The sequence below is a fragment of the Streptomyces sp. NPDC097981 genome (assembly GCF_040302565.1).
In the GTDB taxonomy this organism is placed as follows: domain Bacteria; phylum Actinomycetota; class Actinomycetes; order Streptomycetales; family Streptomycetaceae; genus Streptomyces.
In genome coordinates this window covers 249,576-273,938 of the sequence record NZ_JBEORW010000001.1, presented here as the reverse complement: position 1 = coordinate 273,938, position 24,363 = coordinate 249,576, and the positions used below count along the sequence as shown (strand labels likewise).

The following is a 24,363-nucleotide window of genomic DNA, read 5'->3' as shown; positions in this document are numbered from 1 at the left end:
GGCGTCGGCTGTGGCTGATCTGATCGCCGCGCAGCAGCCCCTGGAGCGTGTGGCCATGGTGGTGCGCCGCGGATCCGACGGCGTCCCTCGATTCGCTGCTTCCGGTTTCATGCTCGCCTCACGACTGGCCATCTGCGCTGGCCACGGCTTTACCCAGCCCGGTGACCGCTATGAGGTGAGACCTCCAGGGCAGTCGACGCAAAGGCTTCAGGTCACCGCGGTGCTGCGGCACCGGATCGACAAGGTGGACCTCGCCCTCCTAGTTCTCGGGGAGGGCGGGCCCCTCATCCCTCCCGCCCGGTGGGGCGTCCTGCCCCGGACCGTGGAGTCGGTACCGTTCATCGCGATCGGGTTCCCCGACCATGCGTCGCGTCAGGATGTGCCGAAAAGTCGTCAGTTGACTGGGTCGATCCTTCTGGGCTCCTTCCTGGGGAGCCACGAGATGGAGCTGTCCCTCAGCAGCCCTGCGCCGCTGGAGTCAAGCGGATCCCCCTGGCAGGGGGTGTCCGGGGCAGGGGTCTTCACGCAAGACGGCGTTCTCGTCGGCGTGTGCACGAGCCATCACGTTCCATCCGGCGCGGCGAGCCTCACCGCGACCGACCTCTCCCAGGTGTCCCGAGATCCTGAATTCGTGCGCCTGCTGGCCGAGCACGGGGTGGAGCCGGTGCCGCCGGGGGACATCGTGCCGACGCCGTTCGACCCAGCCGTGCGCAGCCGCGTAAGCACCCATGCCGAGGTCATGCGGCGCCTGCTCGGACGACGCAGCTTTCTCGACGAGGAGCACCTACCCTTCATCCATCCAGGGATGGACCACGCATCGCATCCGGACCGCCTGTTCGCCCGGCTGAGCACTGGCCGTTCACGAGGGGCACTGCTGGTCGGACCAGCCGGTTCGGGCAAGACGCGGACATGCTTCGAGGTCGCGCACCGGGCGGACCGCGCGGGCTGGCAAGTCCTGCACGTCCAGCCCGACAGCGCCGTGACAGTCGACGACGTGGCCGCGTCCGTCGTCTCGTGCGGCCGCCGACGGGTGCTGCTGATACTGGACTACCTCGACGCCTGCCCACAGGTCGACCTGCGCGTCCTCGCCGAAGTGCTGATCCCGGAGGCCAAGCAACGTGGCGTGACCGTGGCGTGCCTGGCCTCCGTGCGGCCCGGATCCCTGCACACGGTTCAGCTCCGTGGCAGCAGCCGAATGCTCGACGAGATCTATGTACGAGAGGACTGGCCACACCAGTCCGCGATCATCGACCAGGTAGTCCGCCACACAGCACCCGAAACCGTGCGCCGATGGGGGAACGAGGCGCTGTCCCAGATCTGCGGGCGGCGTCCGGTGATCGCGCTGTTGATCGCGCGGGCGATCGAGGAGCAGGGGCTGGCCCAGCACACACCGGGGGTGGCGGTATCGGTCCGGCCCGGCGAACTGCTGGACTGGCTGCGCGAGGGCATGCGCCGGGACGCGCTCGCCACGAGCCCCGCACTCAGCCCCTCCCCCTGGGGTATCACCACCCCTGCCGTCGAGCAGCTGGCCTTCACTGTGGCGGTCGCGGCGAGCCCGCAGTCCCGGATGGTCGTCGAACAGGCCATCGACACGTTCCTTACGGTGGCCTGTGGGCTGGCCGTTCCGTTCGGAGGGCGGCGCGTCGTCGACACGCTGATCTCTCTTGGGTGGCTCGATGAGGTCGGCGGTCAGCTGGTCGTGGTCCACGACATCGTCACCGACGAACTCCTGCTGCAGTCACTGATGCCTTCTCCCGGATGGAGCCTCGACGCAGGCGCTGCCGGTGCGCTCTTCGCCGCGTTCACGCGGCATGCACGTACGTTCTCCATATTCACCGGCCATCTCCGACGGCTGGCCGTTGACATGGCAGCGCATGGCCCCGCCCATCGGATCGCTGCCCTGGAACGCTTTTGCGGGGAATGGCTCACGGCCCAGATGGATCCGCTCGGCCAACTCTTGGCGGGAGCCGGTGACGACGGCGGCCAGGTGCTGCTGACGATGGTGACGAGCCGGCCCTGGCAAGGGTTCGACCGCTCTGTGTGGAACACACTGGTTGCTCCCTGGCTCTCCCACGCCGAGGCCGACCACACCGCGCAGCCGTTCCTTACCGCCGCCCTGCGAGGCATGGATCCCGCTCCCGCATTCCTTGTCGAGGCTTCCGTCGGATGGCTTGTTCGCCGGGGCGGACAGACCGACACGGAGTATCTTCTGCTCGCACTGATCGAGCGCCCCGACCTTTCGCCGAGGACCGAGGACCTGGTGGTCGACTGCACCCTCGCCTGGGTGTCTTCCCGGCCCGACTGGCGTCATACGCCCGCGCTGTTGAAGCGCCTGCTCGGCATGGACCACTCCAGGGATCGACTGGAGAGAGTGGTCGCGTGCGTACTGGCGTGGCTCACTCCGTACCGGTCCCTCGGAGTCGCACCCGTGATCCGTGCGTTCCTGCAGCGTGCGGACATCGAGACGGTCGCCCGCCGGAAACTCGTGGACCACGGCCTCGTGTGGCTGCGTTCTGATCTGCGCCCAGGCTCGAACATCGGTCCGGAACTGTGTGTTCTGCTCGAAGACGACCGCCTCCCGGACCGCGCGACATTGATCCGAAGCGCACTGGACTGGCTGGAGACGGGACAGGTGTACCCGAGCACGGGCCGGGTCGTGCAAAAACTCCTGTCCACCGACGGGTGCCCGCCGGAGCTTCGTCCCAGGATGATCGCCGTCGCCCGTTGGTGGGCCGCTGAGGGACCTGCCGACCACCCGGCAGGCTCCCGCGTCCTGGGCACGTTGCTGTCCGCCGACAGCGTGGCGGACGCCGCCGCCCTCCTCCTGGAACGACTGAAGTCGCAACCTGACGCCCAGTCCGGCCCGGCCATTATCCTTCGCCTGCTCATCCACTGCGAGGAACTCACCCAGGACCAAGCTGGAACCGCCGCAACGCTCGCCTTCACGTGGCTCGACAGCCACCCGGAGCACGAGGCGTTCGGTTCCGTACTAGGCTCCCTCCTGCGCGTGCCGGACCTGCCGTCCGCACAGCTACAGCGTGCCATCCATCTCGGATGCGCCACGCTCCTCGCGCATCCAGACGCTCATGTGCTCATGGCCGTCATGCTCAGCCAGCTCGATGGGCTGACGCGCAATCAGGCACGGTCCCTCGCGGACGTCAGCCTGCGGTGGCTCGCCTGCCACGGCGGCAAGGTCCAGCGCCCGGTGCTCGCCTCCTTCCTCACACGCCCAGACCTGTCCGTCGAACAGGCACGCATCGGCATCGACATCGCTCTGGACCGTCTGAGTACCGACCGGTCGATCAAGTCCCGCTCCGTGCTCTCCGGTGTCCTGCGCCACCCGGCCCTCGACGAGGACCGACGATCCCGCGCCGTCGACAGCGCCCTGCGCTGGCTCGAATCGCACGACATTGGGCCGAAGGTACGTCTGGTCATCGAGGATCTGCTCGCTCTCCCGGCGCTCTCGCCCACCCAGAGAGTCCACGTGATGCGCCTGGCAGCCGGCTGGTTGACCCGGCACGAAGACCTGCCGTACGCAGATCGCCTCCGCTCGGCGCTCGATGCGGAAACGCGGCGCGACGCCTCGCGGGAACAACTCGGAGCCGACTCAGGACCGTCTGCCCGGTGCTGACCGGCCTCGAAGCCTCTACGACAAGGCTACCGCTGTCTACAAGGCCGAACCCGCCTGGCCACCATCAGCAGGCGCTCCGTCCACGCTGCCGGCTTGTGGCCTGTAGCGCACCTTGACTGGGTCAAGAAGCGGCGCGGGACCTGGAGACTGGTCCCCAAGTGGTCCCTAAAAACGATCAAGGGGCCGTTTCAGATTTCTCTGAAACGGCCCCTGACCTGCGACTTCGAAAAGTCGGGACGACAGGATTTGAACCTGCGACCCCTTGACCCCCAGTCAAGTGCGCTACCAAGCTGCGCCACGTCCCGATGTGCCGTTGAGCTGGGGTTTCCCTCGTCCCGGCGGCACATGCAGAACATTACCCCACGTAGAGGGGTGCGCATGCACCGGTTTCCGTCGGGAGGGAGGATGGCCGGGTGGACGCACGGGATCGGGACGGTGAGGGGCGCGCGCGGAGCGCGCGGCCCAGGGACAGGCTGGGGCGGCCGCTGCCGTACGGGGAGCCGGGGGTGGAGCGGCAGCCCGAGGGGGTCGTGCGGACGCCCGCCGAGACGGTGGCCGAGGCGCAGCGGCTGCTGGACGCCGGGATGCCCTTCCATGCGCACGAGGTGTTCGAGGACGCCTGGAAGTCCGGGCCGCAGGCCGAGGCCCCGCTGTGGCGGGCGCTCGCGCAGCTGGCGGTCGGGCTCACGCACGCCGCGCGCGGGAACGCCGTCGGCGGAGCCCGCCTGTTGCGACGCGGGGCCGACGCCCTTGCCCTGGCCGGGCCTGACGCGGCTGCCGGGCCGGCCGGGGCGGGTGGGACGCCGGCCTCGTACGGGATCGACGTGGCGGGCCTGGTCGAGTGGGCCCGGGAGTTGGCCGGGCGCGTGGAGGCCGGGGCGGCGGTCGACGCCGCAGCCGAGGCTCCGCGGCTCGCCACCCTGCAGGTCCGGCCCGATCGCCCCGATCCCGCCTGACCTGCGGGCGGGCCCGGCGGCACCGCCCGCCGCGGCCGGCCCGGCAACCGGCTCCGGACCCGGCCCCGGCCCCGGACCCGGACAGGGCTTACGCCGGCTCAAGGAGGTCCCAGCGGTTGCCGTAGAGGTCCTCGAAGACCGCCACCGAGCCGTACGGCTCGTGGCGCGGCTCCTCCAGGAAGCGGACGCCCTCCGCCGTCATCCGGGTGTGGTCCCGGGCGAAGTCGTCGGTGTACAGGAAGAAGCCGACCCGGCCGCCCGTCTGGTCCCCGACCCGGGAGCGCTGGGCCTCGTCCTTGGCGCGGGCCAGCAGCAGCGCCGCCTCGGTCGCGCCCTGCGGGCGTACCACGACCCAGCGGGAGCCGTCCGGGCGCGCGGTGTCCTCGACGAGGGTGAAGCCGAGGGCGCGGGTGTAGAAGTCGATGGCCTCGTCGTAGTCGTGGACGACGAGGGCGGTGAGGGCGATGTATGCGGACATGGCACTCATTGTGCTGGTCGGGTCAGCAGGACCACCTCCAGGGTGCGCGGGCCGTGCACACCCTCCACCCGGTCGAGTTCGATGTCGCTGGTGGCGGACGGGCCGGAGATCCAGGTCAGCGGCCGCGCCGGGTCGAGCAGGGGCAGTGCCTGCGGGACCGAGTCCACAACCTGGTCCGGGACCCGGACCACGCAGATGTGGTGGTCCGGGATCAGGGTGATGCGGCGCCGCCCCTGGCCTGGACCGCCGTCGAGGACGATCGTGCCGGTCTCGGCCACCGCCAGGGCGCAGCCGGTCACCACGCTGTCCACCGCGTCCAGTTCGTACGGGGTGGAGTCCGTGCGGTCGTGGACGCGGGTCGGGTCCGCCGCCGAGAGCCAGTGCGGGGGCAGGCCGGCCGGGACGAGGACCGTCCCCGCGCCCCGCTCGGCGAGCAGCCGCATCAGCAGGGGCGCGATCCCGTCCTCGTCGGTGCGGTGCACCTTCGCCCGGTACTCCGCGAGGTTGGCGGCGAGGAGGTCGGCCGTCTCGGCCGGGGTGCGGGTGCCGTGGACCCGGAGGTAGTCCCGGGGGACGGCGGGGTCGGGCGCGCCGTCCGCCGTCGCCCGGCGGATCCGGCCCAGGATCCGGTCCCTGCTGCTCATGCCCGCTCTCCCCGCTCGCGCGCCCACCAGTCGCGAAACGACTCCGCCGGGAGCTCCGGCAGCTCGCGGCTGTCCGTCCACGCCCGCCCGGGCCCCGGCAGCCGGCGCGGCCGCAGCCGCCGGGCCCGGGCCAGCAGCCGCTCCCCCGCGCGCAGCGCGCCCGGCCGGTCCAGGAGCAACCGGGCGGCCCGCATCGCGGCCCGTTCGGCGGCGTGCCCCCGCGCCGGGCGGATCCGTACGCGGATGCCCCCGCGGGTCACCGGGCCGCCCTGGACCACCCGTTCGCGCAGGTGGACCAGGACCTCCGGAATGTCGATGGCGACGGGGCAGACCTCGTAGCAGGCCCCGCACAGGGTGGAGGCGTACGGCAGCGAGGCGTCGATGTCGCTGCCCGTGCCCCGCAGTTGGGGGCTGAGGATGGCGCCGATCGGCCCGGGGTAGACGGAGCCGTACGCGTGGCCGCCGGCGCGCTCGTACACCGGGCAGACGTTCAGGCAGGCGGAGCAGCGGATGCAGCGCAGGGCCTGGCGGCCCACCTCGTCGGCGAGGGTGTCGGTGCGGCCGTTGTCGAGGAGTACGAGGTGGAAGGCGGAGGGGCCGTCGCCGTCCGCCCCCCTCGAAGGGCCCAGCCCGGTCCACATCGTCGTGTACGGGTTCATCCGTTCGGCCGTGGAGGAGCGCGGCAGCGTCTGGAGGAAGATCTCCAGGTCCCGGAAGGTCGGTACCACCTTCTCGATGCCCACCACCGAGATCAGGGTCTCGGGGAGCGTCAGGCACATGCGGCCGTTGCCCTCGGACTCGAAGACGACCATCGTGCCCGTCTCGGCGACCATGAAGTTGGCGCCGGACACGGCGACCTTGGCGCGCAGGAACTTCTCGCGCAGGTGGAGGCGGGCGGCTTCGGCGAGCTCGCGCGGGTCGTCGCCGAGTCCGTCCGGCGCGGGGCGGCCCCAGCGGCCCATCTCCGCCTCGAAGACGTCCCGGATCTCGGCCCGGTTGCGGTGGATGGCCGGGACCAGGATGTGCGAGGGCCGGTCGTGGCCGAGCTGGACGATGAGCTCGGCGAGGTCCGTCTCGTACGCGGCGATCCCGGCCGCTTCGAGGGCCTCGTTGAGGCCGATCTCCTGGGTGGCCATGGACTTGACCTTGACGACCTCGCGCTCGCCCGTGGCCAGCACCAGGTCCGTGACGATCCGGTTGGCCTCGGCGGCGTCGGCCGCCCAGTGGACGGTGCCGCCCGCGGCCGTCACCGCCTCCTCCAGCCGGAGCAGGTAGTGGTCGAGGTGGCGCAGCGTGTGGTCCTTGACGGCCTTGCCGGCCGCGCGCAGCCGGTCCCAGTCGGCCAGCTCGGCGACCGCCCGCGCGCGTTTGTCGCGGATGGTGTGGGTGGCGTGCCGGAGGTTGGCGCGCAGCACCCGGTCCCCCACGGCCTCGCGCGCCGCGTCCGGGAAGGCAGGGAAGGCGGGGAAGGCAGGAAAGCCGGGGAAGGCCGGCATGCCCACGAACGTGCCCGTCATCTCAGTGGTTCCTCCTCCGTCGAGGCCAGGATCTCGGCGAGGTGCAGGGTCCGCATCGCGTCCCCGCGACGGCGCAGGATCCCGTCGAGGTGGGCCAGGCAGGAGTTGTCGGCCCCGCACAGCACGTCCGCGCCCGTCCCCACCGCGCTGCCGGTCTTGTCGGTGCCCATCGCCGCGGACACGTCCGGGTTCTTCACGGCGAAGGTGCCGCCGAAGCCGCAGCACTCCTCGGCGCCGGGCAGTTCGACCAGGTCCAGGCCCTTGACGGCGGCGAGCAGCCGCCGCGGGCGGTCCCCCAGCCCGAGTCCCCGCAGACCGTGACACGAGGGGTGATAGGTGACGGTGTGCGGGAAGTACGCGCCCACATCGGTGACCCCGAGGACGTCGACCAGGAATTCGGTCAGCTCGTGGACGCGCGGTACGAGGTCCTCGGCAAGCTCCGCCAGCTCGGAGCCGCGCCCCTCCTGCTCCGCCCGACGGGCGATGCGCGGGTAGTGGGAGCGGACCATCGCGGCGCAGGAACCCGACGGGGTGACCACGTACGGGTACCCCGCGAAGGTTTTGGCGGTGCGCCGCAGCAGCGGTTCGCTCTCGCGCCGGTAGCCCGTGTTGTACTGCGGCTGGCCGCAGCAGCTCTGGGCCGGCGGGAAGTCGACGCCGACGCCGAGCCGCTCCAGCAGGCGTACGACGGCGATGCCGGTCCGGGGGTACAGCGCGTCGTTGACGCAGGTGACGAACAGGGCGGCACGCATGATGGGCACAATAGCCGGGTGAAGAAGTTCTCAGTGATCGGCATAGGCGCGGGCGACCCGGACCACCTGACCCTCCAGGCGGTCAAGGCGATCGGCGCGGCGGACGCATTCCTCATCCTGGAGAAGGGCGAGGAGAAGGCGGATCTGACCGGGCTGCGGCGCGCGATGCTCGACGAGCACGCCCGCCCCGGCCACCGGCTCGTGGAGGGCCGCGATCCGGACCGGGACCGGACCCCCGACCAGTACGCGCCGACGGTCGACGGCTGGCGCAGCGCGCGGGCCGAGATCTTCGAGCGGTTCATCGCCGAGGACCTGGCGGACGGCGAGACCGGCGCGTTCCTGGTCTGGGGCGACCCCTCGCTGTACGACTCCACCCTCGCCATCCTCGACGAGGTGCTGGAGCGGGGCCGGGTGGCGTTCGAGCACGAGGTCGTGCCCGGCATCAGCAGCATCTCCTCGCTGCTGGCCCGGCACCGGACCAACCTGAACCGGGTCGGCCGGCCGGTCCAGATCACGACCGGGCGGCGCCTCGCCGAGGGCTGGCCGCAGGACGTGGACGACGTGGTGGTGATGCTGGACGCGCGGCATGCCTTCACGGCCCACCTCGACCAGGACCTCTACATCTACTGGGGTGCCTACGTCGGCACCCCGGACGAGATCCTGGTCTCGGGGAAGCTGGCGGAGGTCGCCGGCCGGATCGAGGAACTCCGTACCGAAGCCCGCGCCCGCAAGGGCTGGATCATGGACACGTACCTGCTCCGGCGCGGCTGAGGCCCGTCGGGCCCGTGCGCGGCCGGGGCCCGTCAGGCCAGGAAGGCCGGGAGCTCGGCGGCGAGGCGTTCGTACTCCTCGGGGCGGTTGTAGATCTGCCCGCAGACGCGGATGCCGCCGCCGCCCGGCCAGGGCCACACGAGCACCCGGATGCCCCGCTCCGCCGCGATCCGCTCGCGCAGGGCGCGGGCGGCCTCCTGGGTCCCGGCGGTGCCGGGCGGCAGCCGCAGGGCGCGCATCGCGAGGCCCTCGGTGTACGGGAGCGGGGTGAGCCCGGGGATCTCGGCGAGCAGGGCCGCGCCGTGGGCGGCGAGGGCGCCGTTGTGGGCCCGCACCTTCCCAGCGTCGAGCCGTTCGAGGAGGTCCAGGCCCTCGGGGGCGGCGAGCCAGCCGGTGTAGTCGGCGGTGGCGCGGTTCTCGACGGAGCGGGGGAACCCGTGCGCGTCCTCCCAGGAGGGGACCAGTGCCCGGACCCGTCCGCGGTGTGCGGGGGCGACGGCGAGGACGGCGCTGCCGGAGGGGGCGTACGCCCATTTGTGGAGGTTGCCGAACCAGAAGTCGGCGCCTGCGGCCAGCGGGTTCGCGACCATGCCGGGGGCGTGCGCCCCGTCGACGATGGTGGTGACCCCGCGGGCGGCCAGGTCGGCGAGGAGCCGGGGTGAGGCGATGAGCCGGGCGGTCGGCGAGCTGATGTGGTCGAGGACCGCCACCTTGGTGCGGGGTGTCAGCCCGGCCAGCACGGTTTCGCGTACGGCGTCCTCGTCGGGGAGGTACGGGTCGAGGTTGACGGTGGTGACCCGCGCGCGGCGGGCGGCGGCCGCGGTGACGGTGCCGTAGCCGTGGTCGGTGACCAGGATCTCGTCGCCGTCGGCGAACTGCACGGCGTCGAGGGCGAGGTTGGCGCCTTCGGTGGCGTTGGCGATGAAGGCGATGCCCTCGGGGTCGTCGGCGCCGAGGTGCCGGGCGACGCGGGCGCGGGCTCCGGCGATCCGTTCGGCGACGCCGATGAAGAAGGCGTCGGGGTCGGCGTGTGCCTCCTCGCGCAGGACGGCCTGGGCCTCCTGCACGGGGACCGGCACGGCGCCGAACGACCCGTGGTTCAGGTGGGCGATCTCCGGGTCCAGCCGGAAGAGCCCGGGGCCGCCGGGGAACACGGCTGGGGCGGCAGGGCGCGCGGCGGGGGCGGTCGGGTCGGTCACGGGTCCTCCGAGGAGTGGGGTGCGGCTGCCCGGATGATGGGGTACGCCCCGGCCGGACCGGAAGGGCCAATGCAGCCGAAGTGGCCGGTATTGCGGGCCCGGTCCCGCCTAGCGGGTGTCCCGGCCGCTGGTCACGGCGTAGTACTGGAGGTCCTGGACCGCCACCGTCCGCTCCGCGGGGTACGGCAGCTCCGCCTCCGCGCCGGGCCTGCCGTCGCGCACCACCACCGCCGAGCTGGTGCCCGGCCGGAGCGGGAGCAGTTCGCAGTGGACACCGGCCGGGGCGTCGTGCGTGTCCTCGGCCGTGCCCACCACGGTACGCACGCTCGCCGCGGCCGTCAGGAAGCTGAGCACCTCCACCGTGTCGCGGGACGTGGCGCTGCCCTTGCGCAGGGACATCACCAGCGACTGGTCGCCGGTCGGGGCGGCGGCGGCGAACTGGGTGCGGGCGGAGACGTACAGCGTGTCGCGGACGATCTCCGGCCAGCTGCCCGTCTTGAACTTGGTCAGGTAGTACGAGGAAAGGTCCAGGTAGGCGTACCCGTTGTGCAGGGAGGGCGCGAACTGGCTGCCTTCCGAGTAGTCGTTCCAGGTGGTGAGCTGCACCCAGTCGGCGCCGTCGTCGATGGCGTGCGTCCAAGTGGAGCGCAGGGTGGCGGTGTTGCCGGCCTCGTCGTAGATGCCCTGGTTGGGGCGGGCGTCCTGGACCGACACCGGCTGCATCCAGATCCCGCCCATGTCGTGGGCCCGCCGCACGTCGCGGGTGGCGCTCTCCTGGCCGACGTAGCTCCGGCTGCCCCACGCGGAGAACCCGTGGCTGATCGGCGCGAACCGTGCGCCGTTGGCGTCGAAGTCGAGGAACGTCGGGACGAAGGCGGTGCGGATGCCGTGCCGGGTCTTGAGGAGGTCGATGACCTGCGTCCACCAGGCGACGTCCTTCGCCTCCGCCTTGAAGGGGGAGACGACGAGCCGGCCGTCGCCGAGGCGGTGCGCGGCCGGGGCCTTTCCGAGGGCCGCGAGGGTGTCGGCGAGGACGCCGGGGTCGTCGGTGTCCAGTGAGGTCATGTCCGGCATCAGCATGATCTTGAACGCCGGGTCGACCGTGTGGGCGGCCTCCATCAGGAGGCCGGCCCGGTCCCGGTTCTGCCCGGTCAGGGAAAGCAGGTCGAGGGTGAACCCGTCGAGGCCCGCGGCGCGGGCGGTGCGCACCTCCTGTTCGAGGTTGGCGAGCTCCCAGTTGCCGCCCTTGGGGCGGACGGGCAGCGGCCGGTCGCGCAGCAGGCCGCCGTACCGCACGTGCTTGCCGTTCTCCCCACCCGGGTTCAGGTAGTTGCGGGTGTAGTAGTCGGCGTCGGCGCTCGCATTGTCGAGCGAGAGGGGGTACGGGGTGAAGTAGTGCGCGAACACGAGCTTCCTGCCCGCATCGCCGGTGCGCAGGGCGGCCGGCGCGGGCAGGTCGAACGGCAGGGCGGCGGCGGGGCGCCTGCTGCCGGCGTCCCCCGCGCCCGGGGAGCTGCCCGCATCCCGGCCCGTGCCGCTCGGGCTCCGGCCGGGAGCGGGCGTGGCGGGGGCGTCCTCACCGGGGGCGGCGCTCCCCGTGTTCGCGTCGGGCCCGGCGGACCGGGGCGTACCGGTCACGGGAGCGGCGGCCTCCCGGGTGGCGGCGCCGGCGAAGGGGTTCCAGACGATGCCGGCGGCGGCGCAGACGCCGACGAGCAGGAGGGCGGCGATCAGCAGGGTCGGCAGGGGCCGGCGGCGCAGCCGCGGCCGGCGGCGGTGCGAACTCATCGTGGGTGCCCTCCCCTGCACGTGCCCCGGGTACGGGACTGCACAGCAGTAGAGCCGATCGGCGGCTCCCGGACAACCGTTCGCAGGGGGACGGGCGCAGGCCCCGGCAGAACGGGGCGCCGGCTGGACAAAAGTCCATCACGTGTACAACTGCGGTGATCAGCGGGCGGTGCGGGGCGGCACGGGCCTTTCTGCGGAATCCGACATTCCCCTGGCCTTTCGGCAGAACTGACGCATAATCATCGCTACGCGGCCCGAAAGAACCCTTGGCCGCGCATGGACACGCATGCAGTGGGGGGCATCGTGCCGATGAGGGATTCAGGCCGTGCCGGCACGCCGCCGGCGACATCCGACGAGCTGTCCCGGCTGCTGACCGCCGTCCGGCGGGGACGGGTCCTGACAGTCACCGGGCTGTTCCGGGAGCCACGGAGCCGGCTGGTGCGGGAGATCGCCGAGCGGCTCCCGTCCAACTTCTGCGACGGGGTCGTCGTGGTCGCGATCGACCGCCCGTTCGGCCTGCGCGAGCTGACGGCCGCACTGGGCTGCGTACCGGGCATGCCGTTCCTGCCCTGCGGAAGGGCCAACGCCCTCTCGTGGCTCGCGGAGCGGGACATGCTGCTCGTCCTGGACGGCACCGACCAGCTCGCACCGGAGACCCTGGCCTGGCTGCGGAAGCTGCTCACCGCGGCCCCGGGACTGCGCATCCTGGCCGCGGGCCGGTCGCCGCTGAACTTCGAGGGGGAACGTGTGCACCGTCTCTGATCGGGGACGACCCCAACCGTGCGGCGTCAGCGCGGAGTTGACCGCGCCGCACCTTCGGGTGGTTTGGGGCCCGGTCCACGCGCGTCCGGTCCTGGGCACCCCGAGGGTGGTTCCATGATCGTTGAACCCCCCTCCCCCGCCGCCGGCACGACCACCCGGCGCACCCTGCTCGCCGGGGCGGGCGCGGGCGCCCTCTCCGTGGCCGGAGCGGCCTCCTCGGCCGCGGCGCCCTCCCTCGCACCTTCCCTCGCGCCCTCCCTCGCACCGGCCGCGGCCCCCTCCGCCGACTGGGAGACCTGCCTGTCGGTGGCCCGCGCGGTCCTGGTGCTGGACGAGGACGACCAGCCCCTGGCGCCCCGTTACTCCGACGTCCTGCTGAAGTCCGGGCTCCCGCGGTCCCGCAGGGCACCCAAGAAGGTGCTCGTCATCGGCGCCGGGCCCGCCGGCCTCACGGCCGCCCATCTGCTGAGCTCGGCCGGCCACCGGGTCACCGTGATCGAGGCGAACGCCAACCGCGTCGGCGGACGGATCAAGACCTTCCGTGCGGGCGGCCACGAGCGGGCCGCGGCGCCCTTCGCCGACCCCAGGCAGTACGCCGAGGCCGGCGCCATGCGCATCCCGGACAGCCACCCCCTGGTCACCGGGCTGATGGACGGCCTGGGCTTGCAGCGGCGCCCCTTCCACCTGGTCGACGTGGACGGCTCGGGCCACCCCGCGTACCGCACCTGGATCCTCGTCAACGGCATCCGCGTGCGGCGCGCCGACTACGCGCGCGACCCGCGTGCCGTCAACCGCTCCTTCGGGGTCCCGGCCGCCTACGAGAGCACCCCGGCCGCGCAGATCGTACGCGGGGCCCTCGCCCCCGTGCGCAAGCTGATCGACGGCAAGAAGGGCCGCGCCCTCGTCGAGGGCTGGGCGCAGGTGATCCAGCGCTACGGCCACATGTCGATGTACCGCTACCTCAACGACGAGGCCGGGCTGGACGAGCGGACTGTCGACCTGATCGGCACCGTCGAGAACCTCACCTCCCGGCTCCACCTCACCTTCCTGCACTCCTTCATCTCCTCGGCCCTGATCAGCCCGGACACCTCCTTCTACGAACTCCCCGCGGGCACCGGCACGTTGGCCGACGCGATGTATGCCCGGGTCCAGGACCTGGTGAGGCTCGACCGGCGCGTCACCCGGATCACCCAGGACACGGCGAAGAAGTCGGTCACCGTGGAGACGGTCTCCGAGGGCCGCGACGGCCGCCCGGTGGTGCGCGAGACGTTCACCGGCGACATCGCCGTCGTCACCGTGCCCTTCTCCGGACTGCGGCACATCCCGGTCACGCCGGCCCTCTCGTACGGCAAGCGGCGCGCGGTCACCGAGCTGCACTACGACGCGGCGACGAAGGTGCTCCTCGAATTCAGCCGCCGCTGGTGGGAGTTCACCGAGGCGGACTGGAAGCGCGAGCTGGAGGCCGTCCGCACGGGCCTGTACACCGACTACCAACTGGGCCGGACACCGGGCGACAGCTCGCTGCTGGCCGCCCACCCGTCGGCCCCGAAGGGGCATGTCACGCAGGCACAGCGCGCACATTACGCGGCCAGCCGGCTCGTCGCCCGGGACCAGCCGGAGGCCGCGGGCGTGGTGGGCGGCGGCTCCACCGCCGACAACGCGAACCGCTTCATGTTCCAGCCCTCGCACCCCGTGGAGGGCAGCGCGGGCGGGGTGGTGCTGGCCTCGTACAGCTGGGCCGACGACGCCCTGAAGTGGGACGCCTTCGAGGACGCCGAGCGCTACCCGCGGGCCCTGGCCGGCCTGCAGGAGGTCTACGGGCAGCGGATCGAGGTGTTCTACACGGGCGTCGGCGCGACCCAGTCGTGGATGCGCGACCCGTACGCGTACGGAGAGGCCTCGGTGCTGCTGCCGGGGCAGCACACCGAGCTGTTCCCGCACGTGGGCCGCCCCGAGGGCCGGCTGCACTTCGCGGGCTGCCACACGTCCGTCAAGCCGGCGTGGATCGAGGGCGCGCTGGAGTCGGCCGTGCGGGCGGCGCTGGAGGTCCACCTGGCCGACTGACGGGCCGCACCGTGCCCCCGGTCAGCCGCGGTACCTGCGCAGGATCCGCTGCAGCAGCCGGGGGACGGACGCCGCGGGGGCCTCGGGGGCCGTGTCCGCCGGGAGGCGGGCCCGCAGCTGGGCCCAGACGTCATCCGGGCACGGGCCCTGGGGCCGGGACTTGAGGAAACCGCGGTAGGGCACCACACGCGGATCGCGGCCGATCTCCACCCAGTGGGGACGGCCCGAGAACTCGTCCCAGCCGTGGTTCGGGATCCGGATGTGGTCGCGCCGGCCGTCCTTGTCCTTGCTGGTGATCTGGGCGACCCGGGCGCCTCCCGACCCGGTCCCCAGGACCACGCAGTAGTGCCGCAGCTGCTGCTGCGGGTCCTCCCGCAGCGGCACCATGGCCAGCCAGACCTCGCCCGGCCTGGGGCGGGCTCCGGCCCACCTGTCCCACCACCGCACGCCCAGGCAGACGACGAGGGCCGCGAACCCGGCGGCGCAGGCCTCGGTGCTCACCCGGACGTTCCAGGGCTGCGCGGCCACCCGCCCCTCGGCGTACCCGACGGCGGCGGCGACGGCCGCGAGCAGCACGGCCACCCGGGCCGGGAACATCCACCAAGGAGTGCGCCCGCCGCGCCCTGCGATCGCGACGAGCACGAGGGCCACGGCGACCGGGGTGGCGTACACGAGGGCCCACTGGCCGGCGCCCTCCACCTGCAGCGGCGGGGTCTGCCCGGCCATCAGGTCGGGCAGCAGCACGGGGAACGCGAGCAGGACGCCGACGAGCCCCATGACATTGAGCAGGAGGTACCCCGCGCAGCCGATGCCCCCGCAGGACGTGTTCTTGCGACGTGCCACCCGTTCTCCCCCCGGAACCCCGGCGGCACGGTAACGCACCCTCCCCGGGCGCGCCAGGGCCCGCCGGTGGTCACGGTCGTGCTTCGGCCGCCCGCTTCCACTCGTCCACGGGCAGCCCGAGGACCACCTCGCCGGGGCCGGTGTCCCGGACGGTGCCCGGGACGGGTCCGCCCCGGCCGGCGGCTGCCGGCCGGGGCGGACCCCTCAGGACCTGCTGACGTTACGCGAGCGTCGCGATCGCCTGGTTGAACGTCGCGGACGGGCGCATGACCGCAGCGGCCTTGGCGGCGTCGGGCTGGTAGTACCCGCCGATGTCGGCCGGGGAGCCCTGGACGGCGATGAGCTCGCCGACGATGGTCTCCTCCTGCTCGCCCAGCGTCTTGGCGAGTGCCTCGAACGCGGTGGCCAGCTCGGCGTCGTCGGTCTGCTTGGCCAGCTCCTGCGCCCAGTACATGGCGAGGTAGAAGTGGCTGCCGCGGTTGTCGATGCCGCCCAGCTTGCGGCTCGGCGACTTGTCCTCGTTGAGGAAGGTGCCGGTCGCGCGGTCCAGGGTGTCGGCCAGCACCTGGGCGCGGGCGTTGCCGGTGGTGGTCGCGAGGTGCTCGAAGGAGACGGCCAGCGCGAGGAACTCACCGAGGGAGTCCCAGCGCAGGTAGTTCTCCTTGACCAGCTGCTGGACGTGCTTCGGGGCGGAGCCGCCGGCGCCGGTCTCGAAGAGGCCGCCGCCGTTCATGAGCGGGACGACCGACAGCATCTTGGCGCTGGTGCCCAGCTCCAGGATCGGGAACAGGTCGGTCAGGTAGTCGCGCAGCACGTTGCCGGTCACCGAGATGGTGTCCTCGCCGCGGCGGATGCGCTCCAGGGAGTACGCGGTGGCCTTGACCGGGGACAGGATCTCGATGGTGAGACCGTCGGTGTCGTGGTCGGCGAGGTACGTCCTGACCTTGGCGATCAGCTGCGCGTCGTGCGCGCGGCCCTCGTCGAGCCAGAAGACGGCCGGGACGCCGGTGGCGCGGGCGCGGGTGACGGCGAGCTTGACCCAGTCCTGGATCGGCGCGTCCTTGGTCTGGCAGGCGCGGAAGATGTCGCCCTTGGCGACCTGCTGCTCCAGGACGGTGTTGCCCGCGGCGTCGACGACGCGGACGGTGCCCGCGGCGGCGATCTCGAAGGTCTTGTCGTGGCTGCCGTACTCCTCGGCCTTCTGGGCCATGAGGCCGACGTTCGGCACCGAGCCCATGGTGGACGGGTCGAAGGCGCCGTGCGCGCGGCAGTCGTCGACGACGACCTGGTAGACGCCCGCGTAGCTGCTGTCCGGGAGGACCGCGAGGGTGTCGGCCTCGTTGCCGTCCGGGCCCCACATGTGGCCGGAGGTGCGGATCATGGCCGGCATGGAGGCGTCGACGATGACGTCGGACGGGACGTGCAGGTTGGTGATGCCCTTGTCCGAGTCGACCATCGCGAGGGCCGGGCCCTCGGCGATCTCGGCGTCGAAGGAGGCCTTGATCGCGTCGGCGTCGGGCAGCGCGCCCAGGCCGTTCAGGATCGTGCCGAGGCCGTCGTTCGGGGACAGGCCGGCGGCGGCCAGGGTCTCGCCGTGGCGGGCGAAGGTCTTCGGGAAGAACGCGCGGACCACGTGGCCGAAGATGATCGGGTCGGAGACCTTCATCATCGTGGCCTTGAGGTGCACGGAGAAGAGGACGCCCTCGGCCTTGGCGCGCTCGATCTGGTCGTTCAGGAAGGTGCGCAGGGCGTCGACGTGCAGCACGGACGCGTCGACGACCTCGCCGGCCAGGACCGGTACGGACTCGCGCAGGACGGTGGCGGCGCCGTCGGCGTCGACGTGCTCGATGCGGAGCGTGCCGGCCTCGGCGATCACGGCGGACTTCTCCGTGGAGCGGAAGTCGTTCTCGCCCATGGTGGCGACGTTCGTCTTCGACTCGGGGGTCCAGGCGCCCATGCGGTGCGGGTGGGCCTTGGCGTAGTTCTTGACCGAGGCGGGGGCGCGGCGGTCGGAGTTGCCCTCGCGCAGGACCGGGTTGACGGCGCTGCCCTTGATCTTGTCGTAGCGGGCGCGGATCTCGCGCTCCTCGTCGGACTTCGGGTCGTCCGGGTAGTCCGGGAGGGCGTAGCCCTGGCCCTGGAGCTCGGCGATCGCGGCCTTCAGCTGCGGGATCGAAGCCGAGACGTTGGGCAGCTTGATGATGTTCGCCTCGGGCGTCTTCGCCAGCTCGCCGAGCTCGGCGAGGGCGTCGGCGATCCGCTGGCCCTCTTCCAGGTGCTCGGGGAAGCTGGCGATGATCCGACCGGCCAGGGAGATGTCACGGGTCTCGACATTCACACCGGCCGTCGACGCGTACGCCTGGATCACAGGCAGGAAGGAATACGTCGCGAGGGCCGGGGCCTCGTCAGTGTGCGTGTAGATGATGGTCGAGTCAGTCACCGGATGCTCCGCTCCACAGTCTGCGTCTCTCGTCTGCAACATTGCTCGACATCAAGATATCTCGTGATCGGGCCGGTCAGGACAGCCCCCTGCCGCAAGCGCCGCGAGACGCGTGTCACCCTGGGCCCAGGGCGCGGCCCCGGGCGGGACCTGCCGGGCCCGGGAAACGGCGAGAGCGCCGCCCGGTGACCGTTTCCGGCCGGGCGGCGCTCAGGCACTCAGACACTCAGGCGTACGGGCCTGCTCAGGCGTGGACGGCCTTGGGGTTCGGGCCGTACTCGTTGGGCTGCGGCTGGCCCTCGGTCGCCATGAGGACGATGAGCCAGATGCCGCCGATCAGCGGGACGAGGGCGATGAACATCCACCAGCCGGACTTGCCGGTGTCGTGCAGACGGCGCACACCGACGGCGATACCCGGGAGGAGAACGCCGAGCGCGTAGATCGCGTACAGGAGCGGGTACGTGCCGAGCGCGCTGTCGACGACGGCGACGATGATCGTCGCGGCCAGGTTGAACAGGAAGAACATCCAGTATTCCTGGCGGCGGGCGCGGCCGGAGAAGACGGTGTACTTCTTCAGGACGTCGGTGTAGTAGTGCATGTGTCCCCCCAGAGGACGGTTCGTCGGCCCGTCCTGCTGGAGCAAGCCGGGGCAGAACTTATGCCCCGCTTACGTGGCGGTCAAGCCAGTTCCCAAGACGACGGAAGAGCGGCGTTCCGTGGGTTCACCAACCAAAATCACCGGTACCGGGCGCCACTTGGAACCCACGGGTCGTGTCAGGTCACCCGGGGTGACGAAACCGGGGTGACGGGGGTCTTTCCCCGGGGCTGGAGAGCCTCCTGAGCCCGTCGGCGTCGGCCCACGCACGCCGTTGTCACCGGCGGAGCATGCTCATCCGCGTCCACATCGTTATACCCCTGCGACATGCGGCGCCGCCCGCCGCCGCTCGCCCAGGCGCCCCGAGCCGGACGGCCGGCCCGGCTCTGGACGCCGTGGACTCACCGGCCGGTTCAGCCGATGTGGAAGGAGTCCCCGTAGACCTTCCAGTCGAGCGGGGTGTCGAGGTTCAGGTTGCCCTTCTTGAGGAAGACCCGCTGCGCCGTGTCGACGCGGCTGGTGTCGCTGTGCGCCTCCTCCTGCTTCATCGCCCAGACGCGGGCGTCGAGGAAGGCGTTCAGCCAGGCGGTCTCGGTCCCGCCCTGGGACGGGGGCTTGGCCTTGGACAGCGCCCGCTTGCGGATGTTGCGGAAACTGGTGGAGTCGCTGCCGTCGCCGTGCATCACGATGGCGTCGTAGTAGATGAACTGGCCCAGCGTGCCGACCCCGTCGGACTTGCCCTGCTTGACGGCGGGGTTGAAGTAGACCCGGTCGCGCTCGTGGTCCTGGGCCTTCCTGAACTCGCCGTCCTGGGCCGCCTTCGCCCAGTCCTTGGTGAAGTTCGGGTCGAGTCCGGCGTGCGAGTCGGAGCCGTTGACCTTGCGGAGGGCCGGCAGGTACTTGGCGAGCACGTTGCCCGGCTTGACCTGGGTGTAGTACGCGACGAGGTCGAGCATGTCGCCGGTGCCGGAACAGAAGCCGATGATGCCGGCCGTGTAGCCGCGTTCATCGCCTATGTCCTCGATGTACTTGTACTGCGCCTTCCAGTCCAGCGAGGAGTTCTCCGCGCTGGAGACGATCTGCATGGCGATGTCCTTCTTCGCCGGATCGTCGAGGCCGACGGCCGCGGCGGGCACCGCGGCCGCGGAGGAGGGCGCGGAAGCGGGTGCGGGTGCGGCGGTGGCGTGGGCGGTGACCGGTACGGCGAGCAGCGCCCCGCCGAGCAGGGCGCCGATGGCCGTCTTCTTGCGGTGGGGGGTGAACACAAGACCTCCATAGGGGAGTTGAGTCGTACCCGATTTCGTTAGGAAACTTTACTACCAGAATTCGGGACGGCTCAATACCCGTACAGGCCATGTGTGCCGGGTGGGACTTGCGGGAGTCAGAGCCAGCCGTTGCGGCGGAAGCCCCGGTGGATGACGAAGCAGGCGAGGGCCATGACGCCGACCACGATCGGGTAGCCGTATGTCCAGTGCAGCTCGGGCATGTTGTCGAAGTTCATGCCGTAGATCCCGCAGACCATGGTCGGCACGGCGACGATGGCGGCCCAAGCCGTGATCTTGCGCATGTCCTCGTTCTGAGCGACGGTCACCTGCGCGAGATGCGCCTGGAGGATGGAGTCGAGCAGCGCGTCGTACGCGCCGATCTGATCGGTGGCCCGGGTCAAGTGGTCGGCGACGTCCCGGAAGTATGCGCGGGCCTCCGCCGGGATCACCGGGATCGGCTCCGTGGCCAGGTGGTGGAGCGGCCGGCTCAGCGGGGCCACCGCCCGGCGCAGTTCCAGCAGTTCACGCTTGAGCTGGTAGATGCGGCCCGCATCGCCGCGGCTGCCGTACTCGCTGAACACGGCGGTCTCGACGGCGTCGATGTCGTTCTGCACCGCGTCGGTGACGGCCACGTAGTCGTCGACCACATGGTCGGCGATGGCGTGCAGAACCGACGCCGGCCCCTTGGCCAGTTGGTCCGGGGCCGCTTCCAGGCTCTCGCGGACCGGGCCCAGCGTGCCGCGGCCGCCGTGCCGGATGGTGATGACGAAGTCGTCGCCGGTGAACGCCATCAGCTCCCCGGTCTCCACCACCTCGCTCGTCGCGGTGAGTTCCTCGTGTTCCACGTAGCGCACGGTCTTGAAGACGGAGAACAATATCCCGTCGTACCGCTCCACCTTGGGGCGCTGGTGCGCGTTGACCGCGTCCTCGACGGCGAGGGGGTGCAGGCCGAACAGCTCGGCGAGCCCGTCGAGCTCCTCCTTGGCCGGTTCGTGCAGGCCGATCCAGACGAACCCGTCGCCCGTCTTGCGGACCCGCCGCAGCGCCTCCTCGGCCTCGGCGCAGCCGTCCTGCCGTTCGCCGTCCACGTACACCACGCAGTTGACGACCGCGCTGCCGAGCGGCGAGCGGGCCGGATGGCTGAGATCGACGGCCCGCCGGTAGCCGCGGCGCACGGCCCGGCGCAGGTTGCTGAACATGGACAACGGGGTACTTCCCTTCGGCGGATCAGCCGCCAGTCTGCCACCGCCGCCGGCCCGCCCTTCCCCGGGGACACCGGGGGCCGCGGCCCCTGAGCTGCCGCAGACCCCTGAACCGCGGTGGGACGCCGGGGCCTTTGACGCCCGGCGCGGCCCGCCGCGGCCGCGTCAGACCCGGTCGACGAAGACGCTGGTCGACTTCACCCGGGCCACGGCCCGCGCACCCACCTCCAGGCCGAGCTCCTCCACCGCCTCGCGGGTCAGCAGCGACACGATGCGGTGCGGCCCGGCCTGGATCTCGACCTGGGCGTCGACGATGCCGAGCTTCACGGCGGTGACGATCCCCGGGAAGGCATTGCGTGCCGAGGTGTACGGGGTGTCCTCGGGGTCGCCCTCCTGGGCGACCTCCACGCAGAACGCGGCCAGGTCCGGCCCGTCCACCATCCGCCGCGCGCCCTCCCGGCGGGTGGGGAAGCGCTCGGCGTCCGCCCAGCGCCGGGCCGTGTCGACGCTCACGCCGAGCAGCCGCGCGGCCTGGCCGATCGTGTAGGACTCCATGGCCGCAGCTTACGGGTGCCGGACCCCGTCCTGGCGCAGTGCCTCGGACGCCGCGGCCGCGATCACCTCGGCCACCCTCGACAGCGCCGGGGAGTCGAGTTTCCACTGCTGCCAGTACAGCGGCACGTCCAGCGGCCGCCGCGCCACCAGCAGGACCAGCGCGCCCGCACGCACCAGCGGCTCCGCCTGCGGCTGCGGCACCAGCCCCCAGCCCAGCCCGGACGCCACGGCGTCGCGGAACCCCTCCGAGGTCGGCACGTGGTGGCGCAGCGGACCCGCTCCGGCGTCCTGATCTCCCGTCAACGAGCGTACGAACACGTCCTGGAGCTCGTCCCGCCGGTCGAAGACGATCACCGGGGCCTCCCGCAGGCCCTGTTCGAGGCCCCGGGCCAGATACCGCGCCACGAAGTCCGGGCTCGCCACCGGCAGGTACCGCGCCAGCCCGAGCCTGCGTACGGTGCACCCGGCCACCGGGTCCGGCGAGGAGGTCACCGCCGCCATCACCTGGCCCTCCCGCAGCAGCGCCGTGGTGTGGGACTCGTCCTCCCGGTGCAGTTCGAAGAAGACCGGCGGATCCTGCGGCACCCGGGTGAGCGCCGGCAGGAACCAGGTCGCGAGCGAGTCGGCGTTGACGGCGATCGGCAGCCGCACCGGGCCGCCCGACTCCTGCGCCATCCCGAGCTCGGCGCGCGCGTCCCGCTCCAGCCGGGCCAGCTGCCGGGCGAACCGGACCACCACTTCCCCGGACTCGGTCGCCCGGACCGGTTTCGTCCGCATGAGCAGGACCCGCCCGGTGCGCTGCTCCAGCGCCTTGACCCGCTGGCTGACGGCGGACGGGGTCACGTGCAGCGCGGCGGCCGCCGCGTCGAAGGTGCCCTCGTCCACCACGGCGAGCAGGGTGCGTACCTGGTCCAGGGGAAGTTCGTCCATCACGAACGCTAAGGGTACGTAAAAATCTTTAGCTGTACTGAAAACACTCCGGTGCCTACGGTCGGAGGCATGACACACGGCATCATCGCGGCGGCACTCGCCGGCTTCGGCACCGGACTCTCCCTCATCGTCGCCATCGGCGCGCAGAACGCCTTCGTCCTGAGGCAGGGCGCCCGCCGGCACGCCGTCCTCGCCGTGGTCGCGATCTGCGCCCTCTCCGACGCGGCCCTCATCGCCCTCGGCGTCGCCGGCGTCGGCGTCTTCGTCAGCGCCTGGCCGGCAGCCCTGACCGCGGTCGCCATCGCCGGCGGCGGATTCCTGATCTGCTACGGATTCCTCGCCGCCCGCAGGGTGCTGCGGCCCGTGCCCGGCGCGGCGCTCGACACCGAGGGTGCGGCGGCCGGGTCCCGCCGCCGGGCCGTGCTGACCTGCCTGGCCATGACCTGGCTCAACCCGCACGTCTACCTGGACACCGTGCTGCTGCTCGGCTCGCTCGCCGCCGACCGCGGCGACCTGCGCTGGGCCTTCGGCATCGGGGCCGGGCTGGCCAGCCTGACCTGGTTCGCCACCCTCGGCTACGGCGCCCGGCTGCTCGGCGGCCTGCTCTCGCGCCCCTCGGCCTGGCGGGTGCTGGACGGGCTCGTGGCGGCGACCATGGTCACGATGGGCGGAATGCTCCTGGCCCGGGCCTGACGCCGAGTACGGCGGACCGGCGCAGGCGGCCGATCCGCCCCGCGCCGCCGTACGACCACAGGAGTCCGCAGTGCCCGACCGACCGTCCGACCGTCCGACCGGCCATCCCTCGGGCCGCGCGCCCGGCCACCCCTCCCCCGACGCGGTGCGCGCGTACTACGCCGCCCGGCCGTCCCCGCTCGTCGCCGCCACCGGGATCGTGCTGGACTCCGCCGGGCGGGTCCTCGTACTGACGCCCTCGTACAAAGCGGGCCTGGAACTGCCGGGCGGCACGGTCGAGGACACCGAGACGCCGGAGGAAGCGCTGGCCCGCGAGCTGAAGGAGGAGCTGGACCTGTCCGTGCCGGTCGGCCGGCTGCTCGCCGTGGACTCCCGGCGGCCCGGCTCGCTCGGCCGCTCCCTCATCGCCCACGTCCACCTCGTCGGTCCGCTGTCGCCCGAGCAGGCCGCCGCGCTCTCCTTCGCGGACGGCGAGGTCGCCGCGGCCCGGTGGCTACCGCCGGACGAAGCGTGCACGGAGCTGCCCGCCCGGATCGCACCCCGGCTGCGCGCCGGCCTGGCCGCCCTGAACACCGGCTCACTCGCGCACCTCGTCGACGGTGTGCCCCAGCCCGGCTCCCCGGCGGGCCTGGACCCGGCGCGGCGCACGGCCCTCGAACACACCGGCTCCTTCGACGCCGCGAGCCACCGGGCCGCCCGCCCCAAGGCCCTCACCGCGGCGAGCGTGCTGTACACGGACGCCGCCGACGCGATCCTGCTGGTGGAGCCCGCGTACGGCGGGCCGGGCCGGTGGAACCTGCCGGGCGGCGGGATCGACAGCGACACGGGCGAGACCCCGCGCGCCGCCGCCCGCCGGGAGGTGCGCGAGGAACTCGGCCTCGACCTCGAACCGGGCCGGCTGCTCGGCGTCAACTGGTCCCACAAGCCGGGCTTTCCGGCCCGCGTCCGCTTCCTCTACGACGGCGGGGTGCTGGACTCCGCCGCCCTGGCCCGGATCCGGCTCGCCCCCTTCGAACTGCTCCGCTGGCGGGCGGTGCCCGCCGCGGAGCTGCGCGCCCTGGTCAAACCGTCCCTGCGCCGCCAGATCGAGGCCTGCCTGCGCGCCCGCACCGAGGGCACGGGCCCGCTGGAGCTCCACGCCGGCCGCCCGGCCGGCGCCCCGCGGAAGCGGAAGAAGGGCGGCAAGGGGAAGCGCGGGGGCCAGGGGAACCGGTAGCAGAAACGGCCTCTTCGCTGGTCCATCCGGACGGCATCGTGGCGTGGCGCGCGGGTGCCGGG

Annotated in this window: 20 protein-coding genes and 1 tRNA gene; 7 read left to right on the top strand and 14 right to left on the bottom strand. The window is 72.2% G+C overall.

Translation table 11 applies throughout. The annotated features are described in order from the left end of the window. Window positions 1-10 precede the first annotated feature (10 nt). The gene (locus tag ABTY04_RS01200; protein ID WP_352211204.1) at window positions 11-3,631 is read left to right on the top strand and encodes a serine protease; all 3,621 of its coding nucleotides are present in this window, start codon (window positions 11-13) and stop codon (window positions 3,629-3,631) included. A gap of 231 nt (window positions 3,632-3,862) precedes the next feature. On the opposite strand, the gene ABTY04_RS01195 is transcribed toward ABTY04_RS01200, so the two are convergent. Beyond that, window positions 3,863-3,936: transfer RNA gene (locus ABTY04_RS01195), tRNA-Pro, on the bottom strand. A 108-nt stretch (window positions 3,937-4,044) separates the two neighbouring features. Here ABTY04_RS01195 and ABTY04_RS01190 point away from each other — a divergent pair. After that, entirely contained in the window at window positions 4,045-4,587 is a 543-nt protein-coding gene (locus ABTY04_RS01190) for a DUF309 domain-containing protein (protein WP_352211203.1), read from the top strand. Window positions 4,588-4,675: 88 nt separating this feature from the next. Here ABTY04_RS01190 and ABTY04_RS01185 read toward each other — a convergent pair whose 3' ends face one another. The 4 genes from ABTY04_RS01185 to ABTY04_RS01170 are packed head-to-tail and all read right to left on the bottom strand — an operon-like array spanning window position 4,676 to window position 7,978. Continuing rightward, on the bottom strand, window positions 4,676-5,065 hold the full coding sequence (locus ABTY04_RS01185; protein ID WP_352211202.1) for a VOC family protein: 390 nt from the start codon (window positions 5,063-5,065) through the stop codon (window positions 4,676-4,678). 5 nt (window positions 5,066-5,070) lie between these two features. After that, the gene (locus ABTY04_RS01180; protein WP_352211201.1) at window positions 5,071-5,709 is read right to left on the bottom strand and encodes a LutC/YkgG family protein; all 639 of its coding nucleotides are present in this window, start codon (window positions 5,707-5,709) and stop codon (window positions 5,071-5,073) included. Next, window positions 5,706-7,226 carry a lactate utilization protein B gene (locus ABTY04_RS01175; protein ID WP_352211200.1) on the bottom strand — a complete coding sequence of 507 codons (1,521 nt, stop codon included), beginning with the start codon at window positions 7,224-7,226 and terminating at the stop codon, window positions 5,706-5,708. The genes ABTY04_RS01180 and ABTY04_RS01175 overlap by 4 nt, the downstream gene beginning before the upstream one ends. Next, window positions 7,223-7,978: a (Fe-S)-binding protein gene (locus ABTY04_RS01170; RefSeq protein WP_352211199.1), complete on the bottom strand. Its 756-nt coding sequence runs from the start codon at window positions 7,976-7,978 to the stop codon at window positions 7,223-7,225. Before ABTY04_RS01170 ends, ABTY04_RS01175 begins: the two co-directional genes overlap by 4 nt. Before the next feature lie 18 nt (window positions 7,979-7,996). Here ABTY04_RS01170 and cobF point away from each other — a divergent pair, with 18 nt between their 5' ends. After that, complete coding sequence (gene cobF / locus ABTY04_RS01165) at window positions 7,997-8,749, top strand: precorrin-6A synthase (deacetylating) (RefSeq protein ID WP_352211198.1); 753 nt, start codon at window positions 7,997-7,999, stop codon at window positions 8,747-8,749. Between the two features lie 32 nt (window positions 8,750-8,781). Here the strand turns inward: cobF and ABTY04_RS01160 are convergent, their stop codons facing one another. Together ABTY04_RS01160 and ABTY04_RS01155 are read right to left on the bottom strand one after the other, a co-directional pair. Next, window positions 8,782-9,948: an aminotransferase class V-fold PLP-dependent enzyme gene (locus ABTY04_RS01160; protein ID WP_352211197.1), complete on the bottom strand. Its 1,167-nt coding sequence runs from the start codon at window positions 9,946-9,948 to the stop codon at window positions 8,782-8,784. 108 nt (window positions 9,949-10,056) lie between these two features. Further along, window positions 10,057-11,736: a glycoside hydrolase family 71 protein gene (locus ABTY04_RS01155; protein ID WP_352211196.1), complete on the bottom strand. Its 1,680-nt coding sequence runs from the start codon at window positions 11,734-11,736 to the stop codon at window positions 10,057-10,059. Window positions 11,737-12,012: 276 nt separating this feature from the next. Between ABTY04_RS01155 and ABTY04_RS01150 the strand changes: the two genes are divergently transcribed. Both ABTY04_RS01150 and lgoX read left to right on the top strand, forming a co-directional pair. Beyond that, window positions 12,013-12,498, top strand: a complete 486-nt coding sequence (locus tag ABTY04_RS01150; protein ID WP_352211195.1) for a hypothetical protein — start codon at window positions 12,013-12,015, stop codon at window positions 12,496-12,498. Window positions 12,499-12,612: 114 nt separating this feature from the next. After that, window positions 12,613-14,562, top strand: coding sequence for an L-glutamate oxidase LgoX (lgoX, locus tag ABTY04_RS01145; RefSeq protein WP_352211194.1), 1,950 nt, complete (start codon window positions 12,613-12,615; stop codon window positions 14,560-14,562). A 21-nt stretch (window positions 14,563-14,583) separates the two neighbouring features. Here the strand turns inward: lgoX and ABTY04_RS01140 are convergent, their stop codons facing one another. The 7 genes from ABTY04_RS01140 to ABTY04_RS01110 all read right to left on the bottom strand — a co-directional run bounded on the left by ABTY04_RS01140 (window position 14,584) and on the right by ABTY04_RS01110 (window position 22,392). Next, complete coding sequence (locus tag ABTY04_RS01140; RefSeq protein ID WP_352211193.1) at window positions 14,584-15,405, bottom strand: hypothetical protein; 822 nt, start codon at window positions 15,403-15,405, stop codon at window positions 14,584-14,586. A gap of 220 nt (window positions 15,406-15,625) precedes the next feature. Next, entirely contained in the window at window positions 15,626-17,845 is a 2,220-nt protein-coding gene (locus tag ABTY04_RS01135; RefSeq protein ID WP_352211192.1) for an NADP-dependent isocitrate dehydrogenase, read from the bottom strand. A gap of 244 nt (window positions 17,846-18,089) precedes the next feature. Then, window positions 18,090-18,443 (bottom strand): DUF805 domain-containing protein, encoded by a 354-nt coding sequence (locus tag ABTY04_RS01130; protein WP_352211191.1) that lies wholly within the window; start codon window positions 18,441-18,443, stop codon window positions 18,090-18,092. A 410-nt stretch (window positions 18,444-18,853) separates the two neighbouring features. After that, window positions 18,854-19,705, bottom strand: coding sequence for a chitosanase (locus ABTY04_RS01125; protein ID WP_352211190.1), 852 nt, complete (start codon window positions 19,703-19,705; stop codon window positions 18,854-18,856). A gap of 116 nt (window positions 19,706-19,821) precedes the next feature. After that, entirely contained in the window at window positions 19,822-20,904 is a 1,083-nt protein-coding gene (corA, locus tag ABTY04_RS01120; protein WP_352211189.1) for a magnesium/cobalt transporter CorA, read from the bottom strand. Window positions 20,905-21,072: 168 nt separating this feature from the next. After that, complete coding sequence (locus tag ABTY04_RS01115) at window positions 21,073-21,462, bottom strand: TOBE domain-containing protein (RefSeq protein ID WP_352211188.1); 390 nt, start codon at window positions 21,460-21,462, stop codon at window positions 21,073-21,075. Window positions 21,463-21,471: 9 nt separating this feature from the next. After that, the gene (locus ABTY04_RS01110; RefSeq protein WP_352211296.1) at window positions 21,472-22,392 is read right to left on the bottom strand and encodes a LysR family transcriptional regulator ArgP; all 921 of its coding nucleotides are present in this window, start codon (window positions 22,390-22,392) and stop codon (window positions 21,472-21,474) included. 69 nt (window positions 22,393-22,461) lie between these two features. Here ABTY04_RS01110 and ABTY04_RS01105 point away from each other — a divergent pair, with 69 nt between their 5' ends. Continuing rightward, on the top strand, window positions 22,462-23,085 hold the full coding sequence (locus tag ABTY04_RS01105; protein WP_352211187.1) for a LysE/ArgO family amino acid transporter: 624 nt from the start codon (window positions 22,462-22,464) through the stop codon (window positions 23,083-23,085). Between the two features lie 70 nt (window positions 23,086-23,155). Beyond that, a complete protein-coding gene (locus tag ABTY04_RS01100) occupies window positions 23,156-24,301 on the top strand; it encodes an NUDIX domain-containing protein (protein ID WP_352211186.1) in 1,146 nt (381 codons plus the stop codon). The last annotated feature ends 62 nt before the right edge of the window (window positions 24,302-24,363 follow it).